The organism is Cupriavidus sp. 05L411, from assembly GCF_056398045.1.
Genome location: NZ_JBFTOQ010000010.1, coordinates 73,557 through 89,879, shown reverse-complemented (window position 1 = coordinate 89,879; position 16,323 = coordinate 73,557). Strand labels below are relative to the sequence as shown.

Sequence of the window (16,323 nt, the reverse complement as noted above, 5' to 3'; positions counted from 1 at the left end):
CCGCTTGAAACGCCATCTGAGCCAGATGGCGCCGCATGTGGAAATGTGAGAAATATCCGAGAATGGATTCGGAAGGCTGCCTACAGCATGAACCGTAGCGCAGCCTTACCCTTTCGCGATCCCGGACTTCTCCCTTTCGGAGACCATCATGCTAGACCTGCTGATCCTAATGGCTTCCTCCCTGGTGCTGGCCGTGCTCATCTTCAAGGGATAGGGATACCGATATAGGGATTAAGGCCGGAAGACAACAAAGGAAGGTCCAAGCGCAAGCCACTTCAGGCTGCGGCCAGGGCCGCCTTCGTGCCGCCCATCGTGCCTTCCTCGCGCAAGCGCACGTGCCAGGCCAGCGCCTCCTCGATGAGGTGCGGGGTATGCCCGCCGCGGCGCGTGGCGCGCGTCACGTAATCACGCAGCAACTCCCGATACAACGGATCCGCGCAGTTGGCGATGATCTGCTGCGCGCGCTCGCGCGGCGCCAGGCCGCGCAGATCGGCCAGGCCATGCTCGGTCACAATGATGTCGACATCATGCTCGGTGTGATCCACGTGAGACACCATTGGCACGATGCTGGAGATGGCGCCGGCCTTTGCCATCGACTTGGTGACGAACACCGACAAATGCGCATTGCGCGCGAAGTCTCCCGACCCGCCGATGCCGTTCATCATGTGTGTGCCACCCACGTGCGTGGAGTTCACGTTGCCGTAGATATCGCACTCCAAAGCGGTGTTGATGGTGATCAACCCGAGCCGGCGCAGCAGCTCCGGATGGTTGCTGATCTCCTGCGGGCGCAGGATCACGCGCGCTTTGTACCGTTCCAGGTCTGCCAGGAAGCGCGCGTAGACGGCGCTGGTCAACGTCACCGATGACGCAGAGGCAAAGCGCAGCCGCCCGGCGTCCAGCAACTCGATCGTGCTGTCCTGCAGCACCTCCGAATACATCGTGAGATCGCGGAACGGGGAATCGATCAGGCCATGCAGCACGGCGTTGGCGATCGTGCCGATGCCGGCCTGCAGCGGCTGCAGCGAAGGTGCCAGCCGGCCTGAGCGTACTTCATGCGACAGGAAATCGTTCAGGTGCCCGGCGATCTGGCGCGTTTCCTGGTCGGGCGGCAGCGCATTGGACGGGCTATCGTCCTTTTGCGTGATCACGACGGCGGCAATCTTCGCGGGGTCCACCGGAATAAAGGGCAAGCCGATGCGCTGGTCCACCGAGACCAGCGGAATGGGCTGGCGATGTGGCCGCGCCGTCGGCAGGTAGATGTCGTGCAGGCCTTCGAGGCCGGCCGGCATACTGAGATTGATCTCGACGATCACCTTCTGCGCCAGCATCGCGAAGCTCGCGGAGTTGCCGACCGAAGTCGACGGCACGATGCCGCCGGATTCGGTGATCGCGACCGCTTCCACCACTGCCACGTCTACCGGCGCGATCTGGCGCCCACGCAGTTGCTCCACGGTTTCGGACAGGTGCTGGTCGATGAACATCACCTCGCCCGCGTTGATCTTGCGCCGCAAGGTGGCATCCACCTGGAACGGCAGGCGCCGCGCCAGCACATTGGCCTCGGCCAGCATTTTGTCCGTGTCGTTGCCCAGCGAGGCGCCAGTCATCAGCGTGATGCGCAGCGGCTCGTGCGCCGCGCGCCTGGCCAGCGCTTGCGGCACCGCCTTGCAGTCGCCGGCGCGGGTGAAGCCGCTCATGCCTACGGTCATGCCGTCCCGGATCATCGCCGCCGCGGCCTCGGCCGGCATGACCTTGTCGAGCAGGCTGGCCAGCCGGATACGTTCCTTGTACATCTTATGTCTCCATAATGCCCGTCCCGGCCAGTGAGGCCGCGCCGCGCGCCGCGACAAGGCCAGGCGCCCAGTTCGGCTCGCGCTTCCTACCGGCGGGTAAGGCGCAGACAGGCAGTGTAGCCACGGCAGGCACATTCCTGCGGCGATATAAAATCATGAAAACCAGTCGTAAATCTCATACATCCCAACGCCCGCACCAGCCCGGAGCGGGCAAAGCCAGCCCGCGCACATTGTGCGCGGTGCCGCCCTTTATGCTCTACAGTAGTTAGCACGGTCATGCTGCCAGGACGCAGGCAACACACGACGCGCGTCGCGCGGTGCCTGTGCCGGCAACGGACTGCCAAAACAGCCGTCTGGGGGAGACACCATGCTGGCGGAAAGCGAAGCGCGACAGGCCCAGTTGCTGGCCGACCTGATGCAGTTCGCCCAGGGCCGCCTGCCCGGCGACATGTTCGTCCAGGCCGAACCATTCCTGCGGCACTACTACGACCTGGCCGACGCCGAAGACCTGCTCAAGCGCAACGTGGCCGATCTCTATGGCGCGGTCATGGCGCACTGGCAGACCGCCCAGCGCTTTGTCTCGGGCAATGCGCGGCTGCGCGTCTACAACCCCAACCTCGAGCAGCACGGCTGGCACTCCGACCACTCGGTGGTGGAGATCGTCAACGACGACATGCCGTTCCTGGTCGACTCCGTCACCATGGAGATCAACCGGCTGGGGCTGGCCCTGCATTCCGCGATCCACCCGGTCTTCCGGGTCTGGCGCAACGCGGATGGCACCATCGCCAAGGTGGGCCTGGGCGGCGAGGGCGACACCACAGCGAGCGAGCCCGCCGGCGGTCCCCGGCTCGAATCCTTCATCCATTTCGAAGTGGACCGCTGCGGCGACACCGCCACACAGGAGGCCTTGCGCAACGGCATTGCCCGCGTGCTGGGCGACGTGCGCGCCGCGGTGCAAGACTGGCCGGCCATGACCGCCATCACCCGCGCCACCATCGACATGCTGGTGCAGGGCCCGGATGGCAACCGGCCCGATACACAAGAAGCCTGCGCCTTCCTGCAGTGGATGCTGGACGAGCATTTCACCTTCCTCGGCCAGCGCGACTATGAACTGGTCGCCCAGGACGACCGCTACTACCTGCGCGGCGTGCCCGGCTCCGGCACCGGCATCCTGAGCGAAAGCCTGCACCCGCCCGAGGAGGAGACGCTGACCGAGCTGCCCGCGGCGGCCACCTCGGTCATCGAAGACAGGTCGCCGATTTTCGTGACCAAAGCCAATTCGCGCTCCACCGTGCACCGGCCCGGCTACCTGGACTACGTCGGCATCAAGCTGACGGACGCCAACGGCAAGCTCTTTGGCGAGCGGCGCTTCGTGGGCCTCTACACCTCCACCACCTACATGATGTCGTGCGAGGACATCCCGCTGGTGCGGCGCAAGTTCGGCAACATCCTGGCGCGCGCGGGCTTCCTGACCAAGGGCCATCTCTACAAGTCGCTGGTGACCATCATCGAGCAATACCCGCGCGACGAACTGTTCCAGGCCGAGGAAGACGAACTGTTCCATATCACGCTGGGCATCCTGCGCCTGCAGGAGCATCAGCGCATCCGCCTGTTCGTGCGGCGCGACCGCTTCGACCGCTTCGTCTCCTGCCTGGTGTTCGTGCCGCGCGACAAGTACAACACGGATCTGCGCCAGCGCATCCAGAAGCTGCTGATGACCGCCTTTTGCGGCAACAACTGCGAGTTCACGCCACAACTCTCCGAGTCGCCGCTCGCGCGCATCCAGCTGATCGTGCGCGGCGAGCCTGGCACCATGCCCGAGGTCAACCCGGACGAGCTGGAAGAGCGCATCGTGCAAGCCGCCCGCCGCTGGCAGGACGACCTTGCCGCCGCCCTGCTCGACAGCACCGGCGAGGAGCAAGGCAACCGCCTGCTGCGCCGCTATGGCGACTCCTTCCCGGCCGGCTACCGCGAGGACTACCCGGCCCGCATCGCCGTGCGCGACATCGAGCTGATGGAGGCGGCACAGGCCACCGGCGGGATCGCCATGAACCTGTACCGGCCCATCGAAGCCGCGCCCGGCGCATTCCGCTTCAAGGTCTACCGCGCTCGCGAGCCGATCGCGCTGTCGCTCAGCCTGCCGATGCTGGAGCACCTTGGCGTGCGCGTGGACGAAGAGCGTCCCTACCTGATCGAGCCCAACGGCGCGGCACCGGTGTGGGTCCATGACTTCGGACTGGAAATGGCCGATGGGATCGCGGCCGGCATCGACCTTGGCGCCGATATCGCGCGCATCAAGGCGCTGTTCGAGGACGCCTTCGCGCGCGCCTGGAACGGCGAGATCGAGAACGACGACTTCAACCGCCTGGTGCTGCGCGCCGAACTCGCCGCGCGCGACGTGACCATCCTGCGCGCCTATGCCCGCTACCTTCGCCAGGTCGGGTCGACCTTCAGCGATGCCTATATCGAGCGGGCGCTGACCGGCAACCCGGCTATCGCCTCGCGCTTCGTGGAACTGTTCGTCGCGCGCTTCGATCCCGCCACGGAAAACGCCCGCGCCGCGCGCTGCGAGCGCCTGCAGCAAGCCATCGGCACGGAGCTGGACCAGGTGCCCAACCTTGACGAAGATCGCATCCTGCGCCTGTTCCTGGGCGTGATCAACGCCACGGTGCGCACCAACTATTTCCGCCGCGGCCCCGACGGCGGGCCGCGCCCTTACCTGTCGTTCAAGTTCAACCCCGCGCTGGTGCCCGGCCTGCCCGAGCCGCGCCCGATGTTCGAGATCTGGGTCTACTCCCCGCGCGTGGAAGGCGTGCACCTGCGCGGCGGCCCGGTGGCGCGTGGCGGCCTGCGCTGGTCCGACCGGCGCGAGGATTTCCGCACCGAGGTGCTGGGGCTGATGAAGGCCCAGATGGTGAAGAACACGGTGATCGTGCCGGTAGGCAGCAAGGGCGGGTTCGTGGTCAAGCGCCCGCCGCCAGCGAACGACCGCGATGCCTTCCTGCAGGAAGGCATCGCCTGCTACCAGACCTTCCTGCGCGGCCTGCTCGATGTCACCGACAACCGCGTCGCCGGCACCTTGGTGCCGCCGCCGGAAGTGGTGCGTGAAGATGGCGACGACCCCTATCTGGTGGTCGCCGCCGACAAGGGCACGGCCAGCTTCTCCGACTACGCCAACGCGATCTCCGCCGAGTACGGCTTCTGGCTCAGCGACGCGTTTGCCTCGGGCGGCTCGGTCGGCTATGACCACAAGAAGATGGCCATCACGGCGCGCGGCGCCTGGGAATCGGTCAAGCGCCATTTCCGCGAGATGGGCGTCGACATCCAATCGACGGACTTCACCGTCGCCGGCATCGGCGACATGTCSGGCGACGTGTTCGGCAACGGCATGCTGCTGTCGCCCCATATCAAGCTGGTGGCCGCGTTCGACCATCGCCAYATCTTCCTCGACCCCAACCCCGACCCCGCCGCCAGCTTGCGCGAGCGCCAGCGCATGTTCGAGTTGCCGCGCTCGAGCTGGGCCGACTATGACATGAGCCTGGTCTCCGCCGGCGGCGGGCTGTTTCCGCGCACCGCCAAGACCATTGCGATTACGCCGGAGGTGCAGGCGAGCCTTGGCATCAGCGCGAGCGTGCTCTCGCCCGCCGAACTGGTCCACGCGATCCTGTTGGCCCCAGTCGACCTGCTCTATAACGGCGGCATCGGCACCTATGTCAAATCCAGCCGCGAGAGCCATCTGCAAGTGGGCGATCGCGCCAACGACGCGGTGCGCGTCAACGGCGCCGAGCTGCGCTGCAAGGTGGTGGGCGAAGGCGGCAACCTTGGCTTCACGCAGCTTGGCCGCATCGAGTTCGCGCTCAATGGCGGGCGCATCAACACTGATGCGATCGACAACTCTGCCGGCGTCGATTGCTCCGACCATGAGGTCAATATCAAGATCCTCCTGGGACTGGTGGTAGCGGACGGCGAGATGACCGAGAAGCAACGCAACAAGCTGCTCGCGGAAATGACTGACGAAGTCGGCTTGCTTGTGCTCGAGGACAACTACTACCAAAGCCAGGCGCTGTCGGTTGCCGGGCGCAACGCCGCCGCGCTGCTCGATGCGGAGGGCCGGCTGATCCGGTGGCTGGAGCGCGCCGGCCGCCTCAAGCGCGCGTTGGAATTCCTCCCGACCGAGGACGAACTGGGTGAGCGCAAGGCCGCCGGGCTGGGCCTCACCTCGCCTGAACGCGCGGTGCTGCTTGCCTACAGCAAGATGTGGCTGTACGACGAGTTGCTCACGTCTGCGCTGCCAGAGGACCCGCTGGTGGCTGGCCTCCTGCCCGCCTATTTCCCGCAGCCGCTGCGCGAGCGGCACGCCGACACCATGCTGCGCCATCCGCTGCGCCGGGAGATCCTGGCCACGCACCTCACCAACACGCTGGTCAACCGCATCGGCGCCACCTTTGTCCACCGCATGCAGGAAGAAACCGATGCGCGGCCCGCGGACATCGTACGCGCCTGCCTGATTGCGCGCGACGTGTTCGGCCTGGACCCGCTCTGGCTGCGCATCGATGCGCTGGACAACCAAGTCGACGATGACGTGCAGGCACGCATGTTCGTCGCCGTGGGACGGCTGCTGGACCACGCCAGCCTGTGGTTCCTGCGGCATCCGCACGCGGGCGGCCCCACCGATGGCGACAGCGCGCGCTACGCCGAAGCCGCGGCCTGGCTCACACCGCAGCTACCCGCACTGCTGGCCGGGCCAGAGGCCACCGCGCTGGCGCAATGGCGGCAGGACCTGACCCAGTCCGGCGTGGACGATGAACTGGCCCTGCGCGTGGCTGCGGGGGAAATCTCCGCGGCGGCACTGGATATCGCCGACGTGGCGGCGGCCACGCAGCGCAGCCTGGCGCTGGTGGCGGGAGTCTATTTCGCGCTCGATACGGAGTTCAGTTTTAGCTGGCTGCGCGAACGCGCCCTGGCTTTGCCAGCCGACAGCCATTGGGACTTGCTGGCACGCACCACGACGCTCGAAGACCTCGACCGCCTCAAGCGCGCGCTCACGGTCAGCGTGCTGGCGCAGCCACAGGAACTGGATACGCCGGCAAGACTGATCGAGGCATGGCGTGGCGGGCGCCAGGCACAGATCGAGCGCTTCTCGCGCATGCTGGCGGATCAGCGCGCATCGGGCGCGGCCGGCTTGTCGATGCTGTCGGTGGCGGTACGGGAAATCGGCTTGCTGGAACGCAGCCAGCAAGCCGGGTAGACGCAGGCGCGGCCGATTGGCGACAATGGGGGCCTTAGCCAGCGCGCTTGCACCGGACCCCCGATGAACAAACCCGTCAAAGCCGCGATTGCTGCGGCGATCGTTGTCGCTGCCACCAGCTACGCCAGCCCCTACTGGGCGCTCTACCAGATGCGCTCTGCCATCGAAACGCGCGATGCCGACAAGTTCTCCCGCTATGTCGACTATCCGGCCCTGCGGGAAAGCCTGAAGGCGCAGCTGACGTTGTCCCTGCAGCAAAAGCTCGGCACGCCCGCCTTGCAGAACACCCCCTTTGCCGGCATCGGGCAGGCAATCGGCCTGGCGGTCATCAACACCATGATCGACACCATGGTGTCGCCCGCCGGCGTCATGGCGCTCATGGCCGGCGAGAAGCCCGCCACGGCGCCGCAGCCAGCCCCCCCAGCGCGCCCTGCCCCCGCACCTGCGGAAGACAAGGGCGAACCGGCCGGGCACGCCAAGGAGGAAGCCGCCAAGGACGCGCTTAAATACAGTTTGTCCTATCGGGCGCTGAACACCGTGGAAGCCTCGGCCACCAAGGACAATGGCGACCGCATTCTCATTGGCCTGACGCGCCAAGGCATATGGACGTGGAAATGGAGCAGCATCGTGCTGCCGGAGCTTTCCAAGCCTTAGGCCATATTTGGCCTAAGGCTTCTTTTGGACCCTAGGCCCCTTTTGGACCTTAGGCTTTGATGCCAGGATTCACCGGCCCCATTTCGCCTCCAGCAGCACCGCCGCCTTGATGGCATCGACGGTCTCCTCTTCGGTCTTGAAATCGCCCAGCAGCCGCTTGGACTTGCCGCTGAGCACTGCGGCCTGAAGCGCCTTGCCGGATGCCTCCGACGTACCCGGACTCCAGCAATAGCGCGCCGTCCATGTGCCATCCTGCAAACGCTCGGCTACCCAGATGACGCGATAATCCTCGAACACTACCCCGAAAGGCTCGTCTTCGTTCATTGCAACCTCCACAACACGCGATCGCTCCCCTCGAACACCACGGCCGTGCGCGCGCGTGCCGTGTCAGCATCATCACCCGGCCGGGATCGGCATCTGTCCGGGTGATACGTCGCCGTCGGGGCGGCGATCTGGTTGATCGCGAGATGCTAGCACGCAGCCTCGCCGCCGTGTCCGCCATGGCGCACTACTGCTCAGATCGTGGTGGTATCTAGTCGGCAGGGATCTCGTGGCTGCCGTGCGCCAGGAGGCTCCCCGGGCTGTCGCCGAGCATGCGCGGCCTGCGCGGCTGCAACTCCAGGCCCAGGCGGATGAGCAGCTCGAACGCATCCGCCAGCAGATGCTGCTGGCGCGGCAACAAGCTGGCGTAGGGCATGTCGTAGATGGACTGGTGCGAGCCACGCGCGCCTTTGAGGCCGCGATCGCGGGCCATGTCGGACAACAGCGCGGCAAAGCCGTTCAGGTCCTCGGCGGCCAGGGCGGTATTGAGCACCGCGGCCAGCACATGGGGCGGTGATGAGCCCCACCCCATGGCATCGGCATTTGCGGCGGATTCTTCGGAAGCATCGAATGAGTTCATACCCGGATTAACGACAGCGATCCCGCGCCATGTAGGCTGGCCGGCGAAACTTCTGCCCGAGCCAATGCATGGCCAGGAAGGCCCGCCAGGCCACCAGGATCAATCAGTCAGCCCGCGGCATAGGCAACATGGTCCACCGTCGCATCGATCAGCCGGCAGGCGCGTGCCTGCGCCCGGTCAGCGACCTCCATGAGTTCGCCCTGCTCATGCCCCACCCACGACTGCAGCGGCGACGGATTGCGCACCGCCCCTTTGGCCTCCTGGACGATCGAGGCACTCACCAGGCATCCGCGCTCATGCTGCTGTACCGAGATCAAAATCACGTAGCCTCGGTAATGCTGTGTTCTGGATTCATTCATTGCGTCTCCCTTTGCCGGCCATCGTAGCATGCCGCAGCGCAGCGTCCGGCCAGCCGGGGCAAGGGGCTGCCGGGCCTAGGTCCGGTCCTGCGGGCGATCCTGTGGGCGGCGCCCCATGCGCCAGACATTGGGCGGCTCGCCGTGGGCGGCATTCTGGAACATCCAGGCGCCGCAGACCGTGCAGCGCCAGGGCCGGTCCACCCAGCGCGAGTTGATGTCCATGCCAAGTGCGCCCGCACCCGATGCGGCCAGGTTCTCATGCGGTTCCACCGTGGTCGGCGCACCAACGAGAAGATGGCAGAGATCGCAAGCGTGCATGCCTTACTCCAACGAAACGCTCACTCCAGCGAGGGCGGAGTGCCAAAGGGATCAGCGCTCAGCTGGCCCGGCACCTCGGTCAGGTCGAACTCGTCACGCGCCTTGTCCACCACGGCCCGGATACTCCTCTCATAACCCGCGGCATTGCCGAAGGCCTTCATATCCCAGTTGCGCCCGCGCGCATCGCGTGCATGCGCTTGCGGTGCCGGCACCCGGATCTTCGCGCCATCCTCCACAATGTCATCAAGACGCTGGATGCGCCTGCTCACCTCGTCCTGCAAGGCCCTGGCGGCGCGCTCGCGTTTGACCATCCCTTACTCCTATCGTATGCGTTACACGCGGTAAACGGCATCCGGCCAAACCAGTGCCCCGGGACCCTGTGCACAGCAAACGTCTGCCTGGAAAGACATGCGCACCACGCGGTCCATGGATTGATTGTAGAGTCCGCCGCGCCTTCGCGACAAACCTGATTGGCTGGATTGATCGGCAAGGGGCTTCGCTAGCCCGCCACGTCATTGGTCACCGCGACCGCAACGGGCGGGTGCACCTCACCGAACACGGACAAGCGAATGGGCGTGCCTGCCAGTATGTTGGCAATGTCCTGCTCCGTGGGTTGCCAGAAAGAGTGCATCACGCCACGCGCCACATCGAGGTGCACCGGCAGCCCCGAGAATTCCCCGTCCCTGGCGGCATCCCAGTCCAGGGGCTCGCCGACCACGAGGTTGGTGTGCTTGGTTTTCACGGGTGGCATCATGGCGCTCTCCACTGTGGAGCAAACTCCGTGATGTAGGGAGCTGCTCAGACCCCGGTGGGATCGCCAACGGCGGCCATCATCCAATGGTGAAACATTTCGCCGGCAACGGCATCGGACAGATGCACTAGTCCGTTTAGCGCTATCCGCGCGCCATCACCAGCGCGGCAAGGCAGGCGAGGATGATCAGGCCAGATATCCAGAAGTAGAGATGCTTCGCCCGACTCCGGGTGTAGCCAATGTAATTGACTACGGCGTCAGCAATCTGTGCGCCGAGAAAAGCTAGAAATTCACCCATTCTGGCTCGCCGGATGGCCTGGACGCCGCTACGTTTTCGCACAGATGGCGAGCCGCACCATGCCACTCGCGAAGACCCGGCCGATTCGTATCGGGCCATGTGGGGCAAGGCAGCGTCATCGGCCTGGCGTGACCTCGCCGACGATGCCGTGAAGGGATAACCGCGTGGCAGCGATGGCTGCGTCGATTCGAAAAGATTAAGGCGAATTCGATGATGCTCGTTGCCGCGTGTTTTGGTCGGGCCAAATGCCGGCGTTTTGAACAGGCAACAAAAAACCCGCACAACAATCGCTGTGCGGGTTTTTCTTGATACTGGTCGGGGCGAGAGGATTTGAACCTCCGACCACCTGCACCCCATGCAGGTCAGAAAATCACCGCCATCCCTTGTTGGGCCTCAGGTTTCCACGATTCCATCCAACTAGTTGCGCAAAAGTTACGCACGGCAGCATGCGGTTCACGAGTCAGTCACCCCACTGTTATTGGATGAAGTTATACTGTACATCCATACAGTGTTTTTGCGAGCCAATCATGCTCAATGTGACCTATAAGGCCGCATCGATCTTCCTCGAGTCCGAGTTCCTACCGGGCGACGTGGCCGAACTGCGCCTCCCCTGCGACACTATATTAGTGTCGGGCGACGCAGTGACTGTGCAGGGCGTCGAGACCCGCCATCTCCAGGCTATGGTCTGGTTGGCCGAATACCTATCTTTCGACGCAGATGGCCAACACCACCGGTTCAGGGTGGCTCGGCCAATTGTGAAGCCACCGCTCAAGGCCCGATTCCCTCGGGTCTGATCCGTCATGCATCCTCGAGACGTCCCCCGGGACTGGGCACGAGGCCTCGCCGATCCTGCACCGCGCCCGCCCGACCCTCGATACCCACCGGCGCTCACTGAAGCGGAGATGCGCCATGTACCAGAGCAATCGAACGCCTGAGGTCCGCCGGCTATTGTGGGAAGTGGCGCGGCTGCAGGCGCTGGCCCGGCGAGCCGACCAGTTCGCCTCGTGCTTCCCGCTGTACGATAGCCAACTGACCGCGACGGCCTTCCACATCATTCTTGCCGCGCTGCGCAGGGATCTGGCGAGAGAGACGTGGTTAGTGGACGACGCGGCCAGGCAGGAAGAGATCTTCGACAGAGCCCAGCCAATGTCGAAGCGCGAGGCGCGCCGCCGGCGCAACGGATAGGAGACCGCATGTGCACTAACTATGCCCCGGTGCAGCGCCAGTTGCTGCGCGATGTCTTCGGTGTCGAGCCGCCGCCCCTGGACTATCCGCCCGAGACCTGGCCGGACTACGCCGCGCCGATCATCGTGGGCAACGGCAACGGCGCGCGCCAGGCGCTGGTGGGCACATTCGGCATGGTGCCCAAGACCCGGATCCCGCCCGGCGTGGCCAAATTCGACACTACCAACGCGCGATCGGAGACGGTCGGCGAGAAGCGGTCATTCTCGGGGCCGTGGAAGAAGGGGCAGCTCTGCCTGGTGCCGGCCACCAGCTTCTACGAGCCTAACTACGAGGCCGGACCCAAGTCCGTGCGCTGGCGGATCTGGCTGAAGGACGAGCCGGAGTTCGCGATTGCCGGCCTCTGGCGCGCCTGGCCAGGCGAGGCCGGCGCAGAGGTGTTCAGCTTCACCATGCTGACCATCAACTCGGACAAACACCCACTGATGAACCGCTTCCATGCCCCGGGCAAGGAAAAACGCATGATCGTAATCGTGCCTAGGGCCGAGTGGGATGATTGGCTGACGTGCCGGGATACTGAACGGGCGCGCGGTTTCCTCGTGCCCTACGGCGCCGATAAAATGGATGCGGAGCCTGCGCCGCGACAGCTCATGGCGAAAACGATAAGTAAGACGCAATCGCCCAATCAATAGTCATTTGCGCTGACATTACTCCCAAAGACATGGACACCCTTCGAGTCGACGTTTCGTATCGATCCCTACGCGTCGCGTGGGCAATTCACTCCACCGACTTCTCAGCATTTCGCGAGGCGATAAGATTATCTTACTGCTTGTGGGGTGGTCGCTTTAATCCAATCGTTTTTGCAGACAAGGAGGAAGAAGCAAGACGTCTTATCGATTTATATCGCGTTGACCTCATCTTCCCAATTGGCGATTCAAAAGAAGTCCTTGAGCTTGAAAAGAAGTTTCCACACCTGCACAAACCTTTTTTCTCTGAAGGCTTGTTCACTAAGAATGGAGATGAAGCGCAGTGCAATTTCCTTGATATTCAAAACGCGCTAGTGCATTACCGCACCACTCCCCACTGGAATCATCACGCAGAAACCAATCTTAGATATCACACGTGGTCGAAGGATGATCCATTGTCGGATATTTTTCTTGTACAGTTCGGCGAATATCCAAGCACTGAACTCACGACCATTGACTATACCCAATTCTTTTGCGACGCTGGATCGGCGACAGAGCAGAAAATTGAATCTTCCTCCCCCATCCCATCCATCCTTCTAGATCAACTGAGCGTAGCCGCTTTTTCTAGATTTTCCTTCGAACGCGATTACGACGTACGGGCATCCGGGTGGGATCGCCCTGGCTTCTATGTTGGGGACAGCACCAAACTCACTGATCTAGTGTGCCACTGGAATCTTCGGGCGGCAGACATCCCCCTCTGGTTTATAGACCAAAATCATTTACCCCGCTATTCTGAAGTGATACCTAAATGGGATGTTCTCATGCGTGCAAATCTCCGCCCAAACGCCAGAGAACATGAGCGACATATAGGGGTATGGACCGGGGGTGACCATCTCGACAACGTTAATGACATTTTCCCCGGCATTCATCCGGTTCAATTTAATATTGTCGATCTGAGCTGGAATGGACGCAATGTTCGCCCCCCGTCGATGACCATTGGCAAGGCATCTGTACTCGGAGTAGTAGGCAAACAGCAGGGGCAGCCTAGTGTTTCATTTCAGTTAGCAGAAAAGCCGTTATCAAGCAATCTGTGGTTCCATACTCAGCAACTTTTGGCATCCATTTCTTTTGTTGGCGGTCTGCATGGCGATGAGCGCCACACATTTAGGGTCCCCTACATTCCGGAATTGAACGAATTCTACGGGCGAACCATGCATTTTCGCCACGACGGTTTTCGCGTCGGATCTGAGAGAATTGGGCTTATCATCCGTGCGACTGACACCGACGCCTCCATTCGCGCACTTCCTGTGGCAAAGTTAATGGAGAAAGTCCTTTCGATGGCAGGCTATGATTCCAAGTTGAGCTCCGGTGGACTTATTACCAAACAACTAATCTCGCGACTAGGCGGACTACAAGGAGCCAGGGCATTTAAGATTCCGGGTGTCCGCAGACTTCTGAAGACACACGGCCCTTCCGCCAGCTTCACCAAAAATGGAGCAATACAACTCATTGGCAACACGGACCCCGACAACCCGACTGCGAAATTTAGCGATCATGCTAATCTCTATATAGAGCCGCGAGACACGCAGACGGACCTACTACCTTCCGACGTCTTTGCGCACCTAGTTGAAAAAGGCCTGTTTCGTATTGGGGCAGAGATAAAATGCCCGAACTGCAACCTCGACAGCTGGATCGCCCTTGATGCACTTCGTCAGAGCGTTATTTGCGAACTGTGTGGTGAAGAGCACAACGCAACCCGACAATTGGTCAATAGCTCCTGGCACTATCGCCGATCTGGGATACTCGGCATTGAGAAGAATGCTCAAGGTGCGATCCCGGTCGTACTGACACTCCAGCAGTTGGGCGCCAACTTAACAGGACCATCAAATCAAGTCCTATACTCGCCCTCCTTAGAGCTCAAGAAACCAACCAGCAATCTGAACGAGTGCGAAATAGATTTCATATGGATGATGGATCGACCATTCCCCAGAAAGACGGTTGTCATTCTTGGAGAATGCAAAGATCGCACAATTGATTTCAGCGAATTGCAGCGCGAGGTTGAAAATCTACGTCGCGTGGCGCAGGCTCTTCCAAAAAAACGCTTCAAAACATTTATTCTCATAACAAAACTAAATTCCTTTAGCCCAGAAGAAATAGAATTGGCAAAATCGATCAATACTGAATTTGAACAGAAAGTCATTCTACTGACAGATCGAGAATTAGATCCATATCACATTTACGAAAAAACAAAAAAGGAACTTGGTGTCGATGCTTACACTGGCGGTCCGGAAGAGCTTGCTAGTGCAACGGCAAAGATCTATTTTCCAACCGATGAGGGGGGCACCCCCCTCCCAGGGCAAGCCTAGAACAAACCGGCCGGCTCAGCCTGGCGGTCCCAACTGTAGATGATCACCTCGCGCCGCGCGGCCAGCTTGTCGCCACCGCCCACTTGGTAGTTGATGTCGAGCGTCTCCATCTGGAAGCCGGCAAAAATGCGCCGAATCTCCACGTGGTCGTTCAGGCTAACAATCGCCTTGCCCTTAAGCTGGCGCATCACCTCCGCCATGCGCTCGTACTGCGCGAGCGGGAAGTCGACGCCATAGCCCTCGGTCTCCCAATAGGGCGGATCCAGATAGAACAGCGTGTGCGGCCTGTCATAGCGCCGGATGCACTCAGTCCAGTCAAGGTGCTCGACATAGGCATTGGCGAGGCGCAGATGGGCGGCCGACAGGCTCTCCTCCAGCCGCAGGAGATTCAAGCCTGGCGGTGTGGTGGTTGCGGTGCCAAACGTCTGCCCGGCCACCTTCCCACCGAAACAGGCCTGCTGCAAGTAGTAGAAGCGCGCGGCGCGCTGGATGTCGGTCAGCGTCTCCGGCCGGGTGTCCTTGAGCCACTGGAACACGGTGCGGCTGGTCAGCGCCCATTTGAACTGGCGCACGAACTCCTCCAGGTGGTGCTGCACCACGCGGTAGAGATTGACCAACTCGCCATTGACGTCATTGACAACCTCGATCGACGCCGGCGGCCGCATGAAGAACAACGCGGCGCCGCCGGCGAACACCTCCACATAGCACTCGTGCGCCGGGAAGCGGGAAAGCAGGGTATCGGCCAGACGGCGCTTGCCGCCGATCCAAGGGATGATGGGTGTTGCCATTGTGGTGAGCCTTTCACATTTTGGTATGATTCGCCCGCCTCCTAGGAAGGTGGCAGGGCCTTGGCTTGGCTCACTGGTGAGTTCAGTGTGTCCGGCGGCCGCCGGCGGTGCTCTAACACCGCTAGCGGCCGCCCTGTCTTTACTGCTGCGCCTGGTTCAGCGTGTCGCGGACGGCGTTGTAAGCGTCGATGCAGGCATTGGCGTCGCGGATCCCGCGGTCGCCGTCTCGGGCGATGGCGTCGAGAGCTGCTGCAGCCTCTGGAGCAAGTTCGGCTCGCGCTTCGCCAGGTCCGCCGGCAGCGCCGGGATCTGCGGAGGCGCCACCGCTGGCCTGACAAGAACGGACGGCGATGGACAGCCGGCGAGTGCCAGCCAGGTACTCAGCACGAGCAGCAGCTGCAGCGTTTTCTTCACGATCTCTCTCCTCTTTGGCATGGGCCACCACGGCCGCAATCGCCTCTCCGGCCGCGCGCTCCAGCCCGCGGTACTTCGTCACCTGGTCAGCCTCCGCTCGCGCAGCAGCCTCCCGCTCGCGGGTGATCTCCAGCCGCAGCTCGGCCAGCTCACGCCCGTAGCGATTACCCTGCAGCCACCAGGCGAGCGAACCGCCCAGGACCGCGCCGGCGGCCACCACGAGAAAAGCCGCCACCAGGCGGCTCTTCCAGGCGGCTAGAAACTCAAGCGCCTTTGCCATGGCGGCCCTCGCTCTGGCGCAGCCTGCGCTTGAAATAGCTCTCCAGGGCCTGCGAGCCAACGATGCCCAGCGCGCTCCCTAGGCCCACCAGCGCCACCGGGTTGAGGCCGGGAAACTGGATCAGCGCCATGCCCGCCACCATCGAAGTCGCTGCGCCCATCACTGCCCGCCCGATCGCCAGGCGCACGGTGATCGTTTCGTCGCTGGCCAGCAGCTTGCCCAGCCCGATCATTGCGCCCAGCACCAGCAGCATAAAAAGGCTCTTTTCGTGTTCTTGCATGTGGACCC

The 16,323-nt window shown here is 62.7% G+C and carries 16 protein-coding genes; 5 read left to right on the top strand and 11 right to left on the bottom strand.

What is annotated here, in order from left to right; all coding sequences use genetic code 11:
- Positions 1-275 precede the first annotated feature (275 nt).
- Positions 276-1,790, bottom strand: a complete 1,515-nt coding sequence (locus AC1DQR_RS14605) for an acetyl-CoA hydrolase/transferase family protein (protein WP_416048164.1) — start codon at positions 1,788-1,790, stop codon at positions 276-278.
- 367 nt (positions 1,791-2,157) lie between these two features.
- Between AC1DQR_RS14605 and AC1DQR_RS14600 the strand changes: the two genes are divergently transcribed.
- A complete protein-coding gene (locus AC1DQR_RS14600; protein WP_477133231.1) occupies positions 2,158-7,038 on the top strand; it encodes an NAD-glutamate dehydrogenase in 4,881 nt (1,626 codons plus the stop codon).
- Between the two features lie 63 nt (positions 7,039-7,101).
- Positions 7,102-7,692, top strand: a complete 591-nt coding sequence (locus tag AC1DQR_RS14595; RefSeq protein WP_477133230.1) for a DUF2939 domain-containing protein — start codon at positions 7,102-7,104, stop codon at positions 7,690-7,692.
- Positions 7,693-7,761: 69 nt separating this feature from the next.
- Here the strand turns inward: AC1DQR_RS14595 and AC1DQR_RS14590 are convergent, their stop codons facing one another.
- From AC1DQR_RS14590 to AC1DQR_RS14560, 7 genes are all read right to left on the bottom strand, one after another.
- A complete protein-coding gene (locus AC1DQR_RS14590) occupies positions 7,762-8,016 on the bottom strand; it encodes a hypothetical protein (protein ID WP_416048161.1) in 255 nt (84 codons plus the stop codon).
- Between the two features lie 208 nt (positions 8,017-8,224).
- Positions 8,225-8,593, bottom strand: coding sequence for a hypothetical protein (locus AC1DQR_RS14585; RefSeq protein WP_416048160.1), 369 nt, complete (start codon positions 8,591-8,593; stop codon positions 8,225-8,227).
- 107 nt (positions 8,594-8,700) lie between these two features.
- Entirely contained in the window at positions 8,701-8,952 is a 252-nt protein-coding gene (locus AC1DQR_RS14580) for a hypothetical protein (protein ID WP_150983934.1), read from the bottom strand.
- 75 nt (positions 8,953-9,027) lie between these two features.
- Positions 9,028-9,270, bottom strand: coding sequence for a hypothetical protein (locus AC1DQR_RS14575; RefSeq protein WP_150983933.1), 243 nt, complete (start codon positions 9,268-9,270; stop codon positions 9,028-9,030).
- A gap of 20 nt (positions 9,271-9,290) precedes the next feature.
- The gene (locus AC1DQR_RS14570) at positions 9,291-9,581 is read right to left on the bottom strand and encodes a hypothetical protein (protein ID WP_477133229.1); all 291 of its coding nucleotides are present in this window, start codon (positions 9,579-9,581) and stop codon (positions 9,291-9,293) included.
- Positions 9,582-9,769: 188 nt separating this feature from the next.
- Positions 9,770-10,024 (bottom strand): hypothetical protein, encoded by a 255-nt coding sequence (locus AC1DQR_RS14565; protein ID WP_416048158.1) that lies wholly within the window; start codon positions 10,022-10,024, stop codon positions 9,770-9,772.
- 139 nt (positions 10,025-10,163) lie between these two features.
- On the bottom strand, positions 10,164-10,319 hold the full coding sequence (locus AC1DQR_RS14560; protein WP_416048157.1) for a hypothetical protein: 156 nt from the start codon (positions 10,317-10,319) through the stop codon (positions 10,164-10,166).
- A gap of 909 nt (positions 10,320-11,228) precedes the next feature.
- Here AC1DQR_RS14560 and AC1DQR_RS14555 point away from each other — a divergent pair.
- The 3 genes from AC1DQR_RS14555 to AC1DQR_RS14545 are packed head-to-tail and all read left to right on the top strand — an operon-like array spanning position 11,229 to position 14,553.
- Positions 11,229-11,504: a hypothetical protein gene (locus tag AC1DQR_RS14555; RefSeq protein WP_477133228.1), complete on the top strand. Its 276-nt coding sequence runs from the start codon at positions 11,229-11,231 to the stop codon at positions 11,502-11,504.
- 8 nt (positions 11,505-11,512) lie between these two features.
- On the top strand, positions 11,513-12,193 hold the full coding sequence (locus AC1DQR_RS14550; protein WP_477133227.1) for an SOS response-associated peptidase: 681 nt from the start codon (positions 11,513-11,515) through the stop codon (positions 12,191-12,193).
- 29 nt (positions 12,194-12,222) lie between these two features.
- Positions 12,223-14,553 carry a hypothetical protein gene (locus tag AC1DQR_RS14545; RefSeq protein ID WP_477133226.1) on the top strand — a complete coding sequence of 777 codons (2,331 nt, stop codon included), beginning with the start codon at positions 12,223-12,225 and terminating at the stop codon, positions 14,551-14,553.
- Here the strand turns inward: AC1DQR_RS14545 and AC1DQR_RS14540 are convergent.
- The 3 genes from AC1DQR_RS14540 to AC1DQR_RS14530 form a co-directional block, all read right to left on the bottom strand.
- A complete protein-coding gene (locus AC1DQR_RS14540; protein ID WP_477133225.1) occupies positions 14,550-15,341 on the bottom strand; it encodes a DNA adenine methylase in 792 nt (263 codons plus the stop codon). The genes AC1DQR_RS14545 and AC1DQR_RS14540 overlap by 4 nt on opposite strands.
- A gap of 139 nt (positions 15,342-15,480) precedes the next feature.
- A complete protein-coding gene (locus tag AC1DQR_RS14535; RefSeq protein ID WP_477133224.1) occupies positions 15,481-16,035 on the bottom strand; it encodes a lysis system i-spanin subunit Rz in 555 nt (184 codons plus the stop codon).
- A complete protein-coding gene (locus tag AC1DQR_RS14530) occupies positions 16,019-16,315 on the bottom strand; it encodes a phage holin family protein (protein WP_477133223.1) in 297 nt (98 codons plus the stop codon). Before AC1DQR_RS14530 ends, AC1DQR_RS14535 begins: the two co-directional genes overlap by 17 nt.
- Positions 16,316-16,323: the final 8 nt, after the last annotated feature.

Coding starts and splice junctions, on each gene's coding strand:
- AC1DQR_RS14595 (WP_477133230.1), top strand. CDS start 7,102: ATGAACAAACCCGTCAAAGCCGCGATTGCTGCGGCGATCGTTGTCGCT.
- AC1DQR_RS14570 (WP_477133229.1), bottom strand. CDS start 9,581: ATGGTCAAACGCGAGCGCGCCGCCAGGGCCTTGCAGGACGAGGTGAGC.
- AC1DQR_RS14555 (WP_477133228.1), top strand. CDS start 11,229: ATGTACCAGAGCAATCGAACGCCTGAGGTCCGCCGGCTATTGTGGGAA.
- AC1DQR_RS14560 (WP_416048157.1), bottom strand. CDS start 10,319: ATGGGTGAATTTCTAGCTTTTCTCGGCGCACAGATTGCTGACGCCGTA.
- AC1DQR_RS14535 (WP_477133224.1), bottom strand. CDS start 16,035: ATGGCAAAGGCGCTTGAGTTTCTAGCCGCCTGGAAGAGCCGCCTGGTG.
- AC1DQR_RS14540 (WP_477133225.1), bottom strand. CDS start 15,341: ATGGCAACACCCATCATCCCTTGGATCGGCGGCAAGCGCCGTCTGGCC.
- AC1DQR_RS14545 (WP_477133226.1), top strand. CDS start 12,223: ATGGACACCCTTCGAGTCGACGTTTCGTATCGATCCCTACGCGTCGCG.
- AC1DQR_RS14585 (WP_416048160.1), bottom strand. CDS start 8,593: ATGAACTCATTCGATGCTTCCGAAGAATCCGCCGCAAATGCCGATGCC.
- AC1DQR_RS14575 (WP_150983933.1), bottom strand. CDS start 9,270: ATGCACGCTTGCGATCTCTGCCATCTTCTCGTTGGTGCGCCGACCACG.
- AC1DQR_RS14530 (WP_477133223.1), bottom strand. CDS start 16,315: ATGCAAGAACACGAAAAGAGCCTTTTTATGCTGCTGGTGCTGGGCGCA.
- AC1DQR_RS14590 (WP_416048161.1), bottom strand. CDS start 8,016: ATGAACGAAGACGAGCCTTTCGGGGTAGTGTTCGAGGATTATCGCGTC.
- AC1DQR_RS14580 (WP_150983934.1), bottom strand. CDS start 8,952: ATGAATGAATCCAGAACACAGCATTACCGAGGCTACGTGATTTTGATC.
- AC1DQR_RS14565 (WP_416048158.1), bottom strand. CDS start 10,024: ATGATGCCACCCGTGAAAACCAAGCACACCAACCTCGTGGTCGGCGAG.
- AC1DQR_RS14550 (WP_477133227.1), top strand. CDS start 11,513: ATGTGCACTAACTATGCCCCGGTGCAGCGCCAGTTGCTGCGCGATGTC.
- AC1DQR_RS14605 (WP_416048164.1), bottom strand. CDS start 1,790: ATGTACAAGGAACGTATCCGGCTGGCCAGCCTGCTCGACAAGGTCATG.